The organism is Ureibacillus sp. FSL E2-3493 (assembly GCF_038077515.1).
GTDB lineage: Bacteria > Bacillota > Bacilli > Bacillales_A > Planococcaceae > Ureibacillus > Ureibacillus halotolerans.
The window spans coordinates 1,524,774-1,536,675 of sequence record NZ_JBBOPK010000001.1 but is presented as its reverse complement, the minus strand read 5'-3'; the positions used below and the strand labels follow the sequence as shown (position 1 = coordinate 1,536,675).

General features: G+C 32.8%; 11 protein-coding genes. 4 read left to right on the top strand and 7 right to left on the bottom strand.

Annotated elements, in window-relative coordinates:
- The first annotated feature begins 558 nt into the window (after positions 1 to 558).
- Positions 559 to 1,953: a nucleoside-diphosphate sugar epimerase gene (locus tag MHH69_RS07805; protein WP_122973532.1), complete on the top strand. Its 1,395-nt coding sequence runs from the start codon at positions 559 to 561 to the stop codon at positions 1,951 to 1,953.
- Positions 1,954 to 2,158: 205 nt separating this feature from the next.
- On the opposite strand, the gene MHH69_RS07800 is transcribed toward MHH69_RS07805, so the two are convergent.
- Together MHH69_RS07800 and MHH69_RS07795 are read right to left on the bottom strand one after the other, a co-directional pair.
- Positions 2,159 to 2,314, bottom strand: coding sequence for a transcriptional regulator (locus tag MHH69_RS07800; RefSeq protein ID WP_341362039.1), 156 nt, complete (start codon positions 2,312 to 2,314; stop codon positions 2,159 to 2,161).
- A 133-nt stretch (positions 2,315 to 2,447) separates the two neighbouring features.
- Positions 2,448 to 2,876, bottom strand: coding sequence for a GatB/YqeY domain-containing protein (locus MHH69_RS07795; RefSeq protein WP_122971767.1), 429 nt, complete (start codon positions 2,874 to 2,876; stop codon positions 2,448 to 2,450).
- 338 nt (positions 2,877 to 3,214) lie between these two features.
- Between MHH69_RS07795 and MHH69_RS07790 the strand changes: the two genes are divergently transcribed.
- The gene (locus MHH69_RS07790; RefSeq protein WP_341362038.1) at positions 3,215 to 4,243 is read left to right on the top strand and encodes a PTS transporter subunit IIC; all 1,029 of its coding nucleotides are present in this window, start codon (positions 3,215 to 3,217) and stop codon (positions 4,241 to 4,243) included.
- A gap of 35 nt (positions 4,244 to 4,278) precedes the next feature.
- Here MHH69_RS07790 and MHH69_RS07785 read toward each other — a convergent pair whose 3' ends face one another.
- Positions 4,279 to 5,142, bottom strand: a complete 864-nt coding sequence (locus tag MHH69_RS07785; protein ID WP_341362037.1) for a patatin-like phospholipase family protein — start codon at positions 5,140 to 5,142, stop codon at positions 4,279 to 4,281.
- Positions 5,143 to 5,164: 22 nt separating this feature from the next.
- Complete coding sequence (locus MHH69_RS07780; RefSeq protein ID WP_122971764.1) at positions 5,165 to 6,031, bottom strand: tyrosine-type recombinase/integrase; 867 nt, start codon at positions 6,029 to 6,031, stop codon at positions 5,165 to 5,167.
- Positions 6,032 to 6,332: 301 nt separating this feature from the next.
- On the opposite strand from MHH69_RS07780, the gene MHH69_RS07775 reads away from it, so the two are divergent.
- Positions 6,333 to 7,124, top strand: a complete 792-nt coding sequence (locus tag MHH69_RS07775) for an enoyl-CoA hydratase/isomerase family protein (RefSeq protein WP_122971763.1) — start codon at positions 6,333 to 6,335, stop codon at positions 7,122 to 7,124.
- Between the two features lie 46 nt (positions 7,125 to 7,170).
- On the opposite strand, the gene MHH69_RS07770 is transcribed toward MHH69_RS07775, so the two are convergent.
- On the bottom strand, positions 7,171 to 7,971 hold the full coding sequence (locus tag MHH69_RS07770) for a hypothetical protein (protein ID WP_122971762.1): 801 nt from the start codon (positions 7,969 to 7,971) through the stop codon (positions 7,171 to 7,173).
- A gap of 210 nt (positions 7,972 to 8,181) precedes the next feature.
- Between MHH69_RS07770 and MHH69_RS07765 the strand changes: the two genes are divergently transcribed.
- Positions 8,182 to 9,345 carry an aminotransferase class I/II-fold pyridoxal phosphate-dependent enzyme gene (locus MHH69_RS07765; RefSeq protein WP_122971761.1) on the top strand — a complete coding sequence of 388 codons (1,164 nt, stop codon included), beginning with the start codon at positions 8,182 to 8,184 and terminating at the stop codon, positions 9,343 to 9,345.
- A 91-nt stretch (positions 9,346 to 9,436) separates the two neighbouring features.
- On the opposite strand, the gene MHH69_RS07760 is transcribed toward MHH69_RS07765, so the two are convergent.
- On the bottom strand, positions 9,437 to 10,663 hold the full coding sequence (locus tag MHH69_RS07760) for an AI-2E family transporter (RefSeq protein WP_122971760.1): 1,227 nt from the start codon (positions 10,661 to 10,663) through the stop codon (positions 9,437 to 9,439).
- Positions 10,664 to 10,742: 79 nt separating this feature from the next.
- Positions 10,743 to 11,690 carry an LCP family protein gene (locus MHH69_RS07755; protein WP_341362036.1) on the bottom strand — a complete coding sequence of 316 codons (948 nt, stop codon included), beginning with the start codon at positions 11,688 to 11,690 and terminating at the stop codon, positions 10,743 to 10,745.
- Positions 11,691 to 11,902: the final 212 nt, after the last annotated feature.

Sequence of the window (11,902 nt, the reverse complement as noted above, 5' to 3'; positions counted from 1 at the left end):
AATAGTCAAATGATTGTTTGAATATTTTGTATAAATTTGTTCTCATTCAATTTTTTATTGTTCCCTACTTCCCATTTATTACGTCCACCAATACTATCCTGTATAAATTTTTTATAGAAATATTTTGTTATCCGCTTTTCCCCATTCGCCCCCCACAATCCTTGAGGAAATATTTATAGATTTTTCGTAAATATCTAAATCCATTTTGAAGGTGATCGAATGAAATTTAAATCAATTAAATAGCGACCTCAAAGTTGATATCGAATTAATAGATAACATTCTCCTTCGTTACATTCCCTTATACGAAAAGTTTCTACAATTTCATCAGTGAATAGAAGGATTGATGTTCCATTTTCCCTCACAATTTTTCTATAATTTAGTTCTAGATTTCAAGATAAAGAAATATGATAGTAAAGTGGTCATATTTTGCTCCCAACAGATTACGAAAAATGAATAAATTTTTATTTATTCTAGTCGATATTTAATCCATCTACTCCAGACACTTTTTACTGCTGTTTTCGTCTAGGAAGTATATAATAGTTTTAACGGAGGTACAGCATGTTAAAAATTAAAAGTATAGATTTTATTAAAACTGTTTATGATGAATCTCTTTCGCATAATATTTTTTCTATAGCAAATATACATTTTTCCAACTATCCACCGATTAACGGAGCCCTTCTATATTGGAAAAAGAATTTGTCCCGTTCGGAATTTACTCCTGAAGGTGATTATAAATTTTTCTATGATTTGGCCAATATAACTTATTACGCCTCTGTTAAGTTTCCGAAAAACATCAAATTAACGAGGGATCAAAAACAGGAATTGGCTTATATTTTATTAGACGAGCGCGGTTCAATCGGAACATATAGTTTAAAAACACATCCAAGTCGAAGAAAAAAATTCAATCCGAAATTATCTTTGGCAAAACTAGATTTCCCAAAAAACTTTGATATTAAATCCATTCCTTCATATGTTGGTCCAATTATCGATGAAATTGATATGACTCACATTCTAGATAATAATCCGGAGATGTCCAAACAATTTATTCATGATTATTGTTTTTGGAGATATAATCTAGTCAAATTGCATCCAACCGAATTTGAAGAATATCTAGATTACGTTGATTTTTCATATATTTGCTATGCTTGTGACCAATTAAATGAACAATATTTAATTGAACATCTAGATCAAGTGGATGTATCAACCCTTCAATACAATTATCCAGTTTTATCTAGACTATCAGCGTCTTTTAAAAACTACATAGTTGAACAACTTAGACGGCAAAAAATAAAAATCAACGAACATTTTGAAGGTGAAATCGAATTATTTATTGAAGATGAAACATATTTTAGCGAATATAGTACAATCCATCTTCTAGATGAAGACGAATTAATAGACGAAGACGAGGAAAAATTTGATTTCCACTTTTTTGAATATGATCGTGGACAATATAAGTGGCCTGGTAGCGAGCATATGGTCAAAGGTATCCCTTCATTAGCTTGTCAAATTTATGATGATATGGGCTATAAAAAACGGTCAAATAAGGAAATGGATAAGATTTTTAATGCCTATTCAAAAAAACAAATGGATTTAATGTGTGCGGTTTTTGAACCTCATTGGTTACATCGTTACCGGGAGCATTTAGATTGGCGTATTGTTTGTCAATATAACGGGTATTTGTCTGAAGACTTTTTAAATGCTCATTTATCTTATATTGATTTTGAAGCACTAGGAAACAATTTATGGTGTGAACTATCGGAAGCATTTATCGAGAAACATATTCATCACTTTAATCATAATCAACCCGTTCCAATAATTATCCGTCATCTTACAGAGGAACTATATTTAAATTATAGAGATAAAATTAAAGTAGATTCTGATTTGTTATATCAATATTACGGTGCTATCGGCAACGATGAATATGAACGTCTACAAGAATTATTAAGTGAATAGAACAATCGGTTATTAGAGGGCAGTGAAAGCTGCTCTTTTTTATTAATATTAGTGCAAACAAAAACAACCTTACTCTTTTCTTTTTATAAGTAAGATTGTTTATGGGATATTTTGAATGATTTGATAAACGTTCAAGTTTAATACCTCGTTTAATTTTCCTTTTGTATTTAATGTCATTTCAACGAATTTTTCTTCAAACTCCCCTTTAGGCACTTCCTTCTAACTTTTTTGCTTGTTCATTGAAAGCTAGTAGCTGCTCCTCAGAAAGTTGGAGCACATAATAATAAAAATTAATCGGCTCTAAACCAAAATCCATACATTTTGAAACATAATAATCATATCCTTCTCGATAAACAGACATATTTATTCCTCCTTTATTTGTTATATAACAGAATATTATAATTGAAGTTAATATATAACAGAAAAATCTACTTGTCAATATGTTTTCTACACAATAAAAAAACTCGCTCAAAAAGGCGAGTTCAAAATAAATTTTATGAAATTAAATTTTTCACTACTTTCGAAATCGTAGCTCCATCAGCTTTACCAGCAAGTAAAGGTTTAGCAATCTTCATTGCTTCCCCCATATTTAAACCTGTTTTGACTCCTGCTTCAGTTAGTACAGCTGTAATTTCTTCTTCAGATAATTGTTTCGGTAAGAAACTTTTTAACAATGCTAATTTTACTTCTTCTTTTTCAATTAAATCTTCACGATTTGCTTGTTTTGCCCCATCTAACGATTGGTTCGTTTGCTTAATTTCACGATTAACAACCGCAACTTCCTCTTCTGTTGTTAAAGCTGATCCCTTTTCTTTTTCTGCTTTATCTAATGCCGATTTTAAAAGCGTTAAGACACCCTTTGCAATCACATTTTTTTCTTTCATTGCTACTTTTAATTGCTCGAACACTATTTCTTTTAACATGTAGTTCTTCCTTTCGTTATATATACTTTTCCATTCATTAGGAATGGTTGAATACTATTACTATACACCGAATCCCTTCATGATACCAAGGCTAAGAAAAATCGTTTCCATTTTTCTAAAATACCTTTTAAAATTCGCAAAACTCTACTTGATGCAACGATAAAGATATTTTCATTTATATGATATATTTCTACAAAAAATCGTTTTCATTCTGTATTACGATTGTTATCTTACATAACTGTGTTATATTCAGAAAATTTAGTATTGAAATAATCTTCCTAACTTATATAATAGTCTTACCATTAAAGAGTGACACCTAGAGAGGATTTGAATGAGTTATGAAAGAGTTTTTTAATAAGCTATTAACTGGAATGAGTTTAGGAATTGTTGTTTGTTTAATCCCCAACGCCCTTGTTGGTGAAATATTAAAACTTCTCATTCCCTATGCACCATTTCTAGAAACGATATTAAATGTTTCTATCATCGTCATGAGTCTATTACCAGTCATTATTGGCGTAATGATCGGTATACAATTTAAATTAACGCCTATTCAAACATGTTCCGTAGGATTAGCTGCATTCATTGGAAGTGGAGTTACTACAGTAGCGACAGATGGAACGATGACAATCGCAGGTATTGGTACGGTTATTAATATTGGTTTAACAGCAGCGCTAGCCGTATTATTTGTGCAATGGTTAGGAACGAGATTAAAAGACTGGACATTGCTAGCAATGCCAGCGTTAACGATTTTTCTTCCTGGGATTATTGGATTATCAATCTTACCTTATGTAAAAAATAGTTCATTGATAATTGGTGAAGGGATTATGTATGTCACAAGCCTTCAACCAATCGTAATGGGGGCAATCATAGCCATGATTTTCTCCGTTTTAATTTTATCACCAATTTCAACGATTGGGGTTGCAACGGTTATTATGCTTTCAGGTATTGGTGCTGGAGCAGCAAACCTTGGTGTTTGTGCATCAGGTGTTGGTATGTGTATCGCAAGTTACCGTGCTAACAATTTTGGTACAGCGATTGCCCATATTGCTTCTGCTAAAATTCAAATGCGTAACTTCTTTATGAAACCAAAAATTGCCTTTCCAATGATTTTAACGGCAGGAATACTAGGAGGACTTGGAGGGCTATTCCAAGTAATCGGTACTCCATACAGCGCTGGATTTGGACTAGCAGGATTCGTTGGACCTTTAAAATATTTAAACTTAGTTGGCTGGAATACTGAAAGCATCATTATTTCAATTACATTATTTATTGCATTACCGATTATATTAAACTTAGTTTTCTTAAAACTTTTCGAAGCGAAATTAAAATGGTTAAAATATGAAGATTATAAAGTAACTTACGAATAAGGGAAAACACCATTTCTTAAGAAATGGTGTTTTCTTTATGGCGTTTGTAAAAAAGCAGTCAATTTTTCCATTTGACTATTTGCTAAGTTATATCCCATTTCATAACTTTGACGCATCACCTTTACATCTTTCTCCATACTTTTCATCGGATATTCCGGTCTAAAAATAAAGGCTTTTCCTTCTTCTTCTAATCTTTCACATAATGATAAAGTTTCATTATATTTATCAATACGAACTTGCATAAGTTCTACAAGTTTCGGATATTTCCTTTTCAATAATTTCATAGCCCATTTACTTTGGGAGTCCAATTGTTTACGATACCCCTTTGGTCGGGTTAGTACGAGAACATGTTTATTATAACCATCGTCTATCGCTTTTTGAATAGGAATGGGGTCAGCTAACCCTCCATCAAAGTACGGAATGTCATTTATTTTAATTTCGGGAAAAAGAATAGGAATAGCGCAAGTTGCTCTTAACATCATACATTTTCTATCCATTTCTAATGCATTCATATATTCTACTTCGCCTGTCATTGCATTTGTTACCCCAAACAATAAAGTGCCATCATATTTTTGATATGTATCCCAATCAAATGGATCTAATTGGTTTGGAATTAAATCATAGGCATAATCCAACCCAAATATGCTTTTTTCTTTAAAGAAGTTTCGAAAACCCATATAACGTTTATCATGACGGAAATTAATGAGCACTCGTAATGTACGTTCCTTTTGTTTAGAAATATAGGAACAAGCATTCATTGCACCAGCTGATATACCAATAATGTATGGCATCATTATCTGTTGATCTAAAAAAGCATCTAAAATACCGGCTGTATAAACGGTACGAAAAGTCCCTCCTTCTAATATTAAACTTGTATTATTTCGATATAATTCGTCCATCTTACCCCTCTTAACTTGTCATTTAGTTAAATCGTTTCATTCGATCAACAAGAACACTTTTTCTTGCATAACCGAATCGTTCATAAATTTGTTTTAATTGTTCATTATATCCTTGTTGCACATGATGATGAATCGTTGTGTAACGTAACATCGTAGCAGTTACTTTAAATCCAACATTTTTTGAAATTGTTTGAAAGATCCGTTCAATTGTTTTTACCGTAATTGGTTCATATTGCTTATTCCCAAGTCCTATCCATATGTAATCAATGTTTTTATAAAATGGGAAACAATTTTCAGTTTCTATTTTTAATAAGGATAACCAAGCCATTTGACTTTCTGATAATGGAAGTTTTCTATTTTTTGATCTCTGGATAATCGTAATATAATGATCATCCATATGACTCCATCTCATAGCTACAACTTCAAAGGGTTTTAAACCAAGTTCAAGTATAATATTCACAATGCAAAAGTTACGCAATGCGAGCCATTTGTATTCTGCTTCTTCACTATGTTTATACAAATGAAGCCAATAATTTAATACTTTTTCTAATTGATTAGTTGTTAATATTTTAAATGTACTTAAACTACTATTAACAGGCTTTAATAGTTCAACAGGATATGTATCAATGATATCCCGATCCTTTAAATACGATAAAAAGAATTTTAAAGATGATAGTTTTCGATTGATGCTTGCAACTGAATTATATGTTTTCAATAAATGCTCTTTATAAAATGATATAAACTTTTTTAAATCATTATCCAATGATACATCATTGTCGTTTATAAACTTTAAAAATTGCTCTGCATCGATACAATACTGCTTGATTGTATGGGGTGATTTCTTTAATGATTCTAAATAAGTTTTATAATAGTCGACTTGTTGGATCATTATTCCCCCTCCTTATTTACGTAAAGCGTGGATAATATGAATGTTACAGCTTAGTCATTGTGCGTGCGTATATAGTTTAAAGTATATAATAAGTGTCGGATAATATGCAAATACAAAAGTGACAAAACAAACAAGATATGATTAAAGCAAATTTGCCGTTAATTTATAGAGGGAAAATCTTTTTTTGTCAAAAATATATCCATTGTTAGAAGTTACTTTTTTATTAAATATTCTAAATTTAGTTCGATAAAAAGTGCTTGTTGTATATAATGGGGGTATCTAAGTTAGGAGGTTGTTTCCGATGCAAGTACGAACAACTCGATTGGAAGAAGAGGATGCGAAAATTATTTATCAAGAAACTGCTGGATTAGCGATTATTACAATTCATCGTCCCCAATTAAAAAACGCTTTAACGGCGAATATGTGGGAACAATTGGCAAAAATCGCCTTACAATCACTTGATAATCCGAAAAATAAAGTGTTATTGCTTCGTGGATCTGGAGAAAATTTTACAGCAGGATCAGATATTAAAGAATTTAACTCCATTTCTTTAGAAAAAGCAGAAGAGGCATTTGTTTTAATGGAAAAAACGATATCTACTATCGAACAATTACCCCTTCCTGTCATTGGTGTCATTAATGGTCCTGCAATGGGGGCAGGGTTGGAATTAGCATTAGCCTGTGATATTCGGATTGGTTCAGATAAGTCCCGTTTAGGTATTCCGGTCGGTAAATTAGGAATTACGATTAATAATAAATTTGCTAAACGTCTTGTCGATTTAGTAGGACCCTCGGCAACAAAGGATTTTGTTTTTACTGGTCGTATGTACAAAGCTGAGGAGGCCTATAGAGCAGGGTTACTAAACTATTTAGTACCCGAAAAGGATTTAAATAAATTTGCGATTCGTATGGGGAAATTAGTGGCAGGCATGTCACCAGCCTCCCTTCTTGCAATTAAACGGTCCGTACAAGAATGTATCGATTCAGTACCGGTATTATGGAATTCATCCACAACCTTTGTTGATCATAACGATTTTCCTGAAGGTGTCCGCGCATTTGTTGAAAAAAGGCAACCACGTTTTTCCCGTTATTAAAAAGAGAAAGGTCCGTTCCAAATCAATATGAAACACTGCCCATCCCTTATTTAATCCCTTTTATAAAAAGTCGAATATGGGACGGTTCAAATTCAAAATGGCGATTAAATTGCTCTGAAATCATACGCTGTATATTGGCCATTTCTTCCACTACACTATAGTTGATCGGTGATGATATATAAATGGAAAGATAAATAATCGGTTGTTTCTTCATAACAAATTGAACCGAATTCACTTTTGTAACAACTTTATTTTGACGAATAATATGTTGTATCAATTCTGAATAAACATTTCGGGAAATGGCGACTACTTGACGATGGAAATCTGGTTGAACAATTGTCGTTTCCCCTACTTTCACTTTATTTTTTGAAACAATATCAAATCCTTTCTGAACTAACCGTTTAAAAAAGTTTTGCCCTACTTGTTTATATGGGATAGGCATTACATGTTTCCCTTGGGTCACCCTTACAAACTTAGCCATTTGGATTTCCCTTTGGGACCTAATGTCTTCAATGCGGTAAAATACTTTAATAGGTGGTAAATGAAGACGTTCAGCAATCTTTTTGGTCATTTTATCTGAAGTTCCTATAATGAGAATCGATTGCACATGATGTTCACGAATTGCATCGACAACTTCCCTTTTATGTTCTTCATCCTGGAAAATAGCACGGCGAACAGCTGTAACCGTATTTTTCTCAAATTTCGCCGAAGTTCCAGCTTTTTTCTCCCCATTCATGATGAGGAGACCGTCATCGATAATCGCTTCTATTTGATGTTCATAAGCAAATTGAAGGGCACTTGTACTTTTCCCTGTGCCACTCGGACCACTTAATGAATAGACGATCATCTATCTCCCTCCAACCTATTTTTTACTAGTGTAATGGATGAACAAAAAATTAGCTATTCTTTAAAATCATGTATCCATTTCCACCGTTATATCCCTAAAGATTCTCTATAAAATATGTATTTTTTATCTTTTCTGATTTTATGGCGAATTATCAACCGTCCTATGTTAAAATGTGATTTATATTTGTTTGATTATAAGGAGTGTTACATCTTGAATATTATCCCCTCTAAGAAAATGTCATTATTTGAACCTGCCATTTTTGGTGATTTAAAAAATTACGCGAAACAACAAGAAGCAAAAGGAATGCATTTAATCGATTTAAGTTTAGGGAGCCCCGACATTCCCCCGCATGAAATGTTACGGAATCATATGTCTGAATTAAGCAAACGTTCTTCTTCCTACGGATATACGTTATCCGGTTCAAAGGAATTTTTAGAAGCAGTTGCCAATTATTATAAACGTGTTAATAAAGTAGATTTAGTGCCGGAAACAGAAATCGTACAAACAATTGGTTCACAAGAAGGCTTAGTCCATTTGCCAGTTGCATTTTGTGATCCTGAGGATATCGTATTAACAACAAATCCTGGTTACGTTGCCTATGCAGCCGGTATTAATTTAGCTGGTGCCAAGCCCTATTACATACCCCTTGATGAAAATAGAGGATTTCTACCAAATTTAAAGGCTATTCCAGATGACGTTGCCGAAAAGGCAAAATTATTGATTCTCAATATGCCAGGAAATCCTGTTCCAATGTCTCCTTCAATTGAATATTTCACTGAAGTAGTCGAATTTGCAAAAAAATATAATGTTATCGTTTTACACGATGCCGCTTACTCGGAATTTTACTTTACAGGTGATGCACCAATTAGCTTCTTAGCAACTCCTGGTGCAAAAGAAGTCGGTTTAGAGATTAACTCCTTATCAAAAAGCTTTAGTTTAGCTGGTGCCCGTGTAGCTTATATCGTCGGAAACGCAGAAATGATTTCGATTATAAAACAATTAAAATCCAATTTAGATTTCGGTATTTTCGACCCTATTCAATCAACAGCTGCCCTTGCCCTAGATCATGCAGAAGAAATTACAGCAACTTTACGTTCTACTTTTTCCGAACGCCATATTACTTTAATGAATGGATTAAAGGAATTAGGATGGGAAGTAGCTCCTTCTAACGGTGGAATGTTTGTATGGGCTAAATATCCTTATGAAATTGACAGTGTCTCCTTTGCTTTTAAAGCCATTGAACAAACGGGTGTATTAATGGTGCCAGGAACTACGTTTGGTTCCGAAGGTGAAGGATATATGCGTCTTGCATTAGTGCAAGAAAAAGAATTATTAGAAGAAGCTGTAAAACGATTAAAAAACTTATCAATTTAATCCACATAAAAAGTCCTTAAAGTACATTTTGTCACTTTAAGGACTTTCTTTATAGAAAAAAATGTCTCTTACAATAAGAGACATTTTTTGTTTAACTTTCATATTTGTTTTCTGGATCCTGTTCAAAACGGTTATATCGTCTTTTCAACAGACTAAATAAATGGCTTACTAACACTTTAAATAAGGCATAACCAGGTATACCTAAAATTACCCCTGCAACTCCAAATAAGGATCCTGCTGTTAATAGTACGAAGATAATTGTAATTGGATGAACGGAAAGGGATTTCCCCATAATATTAGGCGTAATAAATTTCCCTTCAACTAATTGGACAATCGTCCATACGATAATTAATTTCACTAACATAAATGGTGAGTTAACAATCGCAATGACAAGGGCTGGTGTAATGGCAATAGCAGGACCTAAATAAGGTACGACACTTGTAATCATCGCTAAAATACCTAATAAGAAGGCGTAATCTAATCCGATGATTAAAAATCCGATGGTCATCATCACACCGATACAAATGGAAACGAGTATTTGTCCTAATATATAAGAACTTACTTGCTTATCCATTTCTTTCATTACTTGTCCAACTTCATTTCGAGCTCGAGGTGGGAACAAACGTAAAATAAATTTCGGTAGCTTTTCACCTTCATAAAGTAAATAAAATAATATGAACGGAACTGTAACTAGTGATAATAAAATCCCTGTTAATGTTGATACAAATCCTGTTATCCCTGAAGCAAGTGTTGAAGCAACATTTGCAAAAGTATCTTTCATTGTAGAAACAAGATCATTTGTCACATTCATTAAAACAGCATCGTAATCGAAATTGAATCTTGTGAACAGTTCATCAAATTTCGAATTATTTAAATACGTCACAATATTTTCGATTAACGCCATAAAATAAATTGGAAATTCTTGAATTAAATTCATAAATTGATCTCGTAAAAATGGATATACGATAAGAGCTAGTAATGTCATGAGTGCTGCCACAATGACATACAGTATTAATATAACAAGGCCACGAGGAACTTTTCCTTTACCGCTTTTTTCTGCTAAACGTACAAAAGGTCTTAATAAATAATACCCAATAATCGCTAGCACACCCGGTAAGATAACAACTTCAAATAATACTTGAAGGGGGTAAAAAATAAACGAAACTTTATCAAATATAAATACGATACAACCAACTAATAGTAATGAAATAAGAAGGAATAATAGATTCTTTCCACCTAAAAAACGAATAAATCTTGATTGGAAGAAAGATGTTTTATTCCGTAATAAACGATCCTCATAACCTTTTTCTCTTTCCAAAAAACCACCCCGTCAACCTATGAAAATTTATAATTACTTTTATTTTATCATTTATAATATTTTTTGGAAGAATTTACTCCTATTCCAGCTTTAAAAAATCATGTAGCAATTGTTTATTTTCTTCCGTATCAATTTCTATCACATCGCCAGCATCGCTATAGGAATTATAGCTATAAGTTCCTTCTACTGGGATTGTCATCTTTTCTATTTCTAACCCTCCACCTGCAACAATAGATAGAACCGTTTTTAACTCCTCTCCCGTTGTTAAATCAGTTGTCACATAGCCTTTCGCAGCTCCTACTAATTTCGGTATGTTACCAACATTTTTCGGTGATAGAAATTCTTCTTTTAACGCTTCAATCACTTTTTGTTGGCGCTCTACACGTCCAAAATCCCCTTCCGCATCATGTCGGAACCGCGCATAGCCAAGTAGTTCTTTACCATTTAGCTTTTGGATACCTTTTGTTAAAGTTACCCCAATATGAGCAGACATGTCTTTTTCAACATCCATTTTAATTCCATCGGGAGCTAAAATATCAATCATTGCTTCGAAACTTTTAAAATCAATTAACGCATAATGGTGAATTGGTACATCAAACATAGAGTTTAATGTATCTTTTAATAGTTGGACACCACCTAAATAATAGGCCGTATTTAATTTATAAGATTTATAACCTGGTATATCTGCATAAATATCCCGCATAAAGGATACTAATTTTAAATCATTTGTATCCTTGTTCCAAGAAAGGACCATCATCGTATCGGAACGGGACTTTTCTTCCCCTCTACTGTCAACACCAACGATTAAATAATTTTCAATGTTTTCCATTGCCTCATCGGGTACAAATTCCTCTTCCGGTAGTTTCGTTTCGCCAGCCAACTTAAGGCCACTTCGATACTGGAAAATAGAGTATGCTGCTATAACGATTAATAGTAATAATATGAATGTAAAGAAAACTCGTCCCTTTCGTAGTTTTCTTTTTTTATATCGAGTTTGTCTTGTTTCATGTGTTTGTTGCTCATCCATCTTATTTACACTCCCCTTCAAAAACGCAATAAATAAACAGTATGTTCAAAAAAAGATTTGTTTTTACCATATTATACTATGACCAAAAAAAGAAATCTTAAATTTAACCATATTTATTAGTCAAAGCTAGTCGTTTGTGAGATTGATTGAATAATGTTAAAATTGTTTCATTCTATCTATCATGGTACAATACTATTTATTTTAAGCATTGG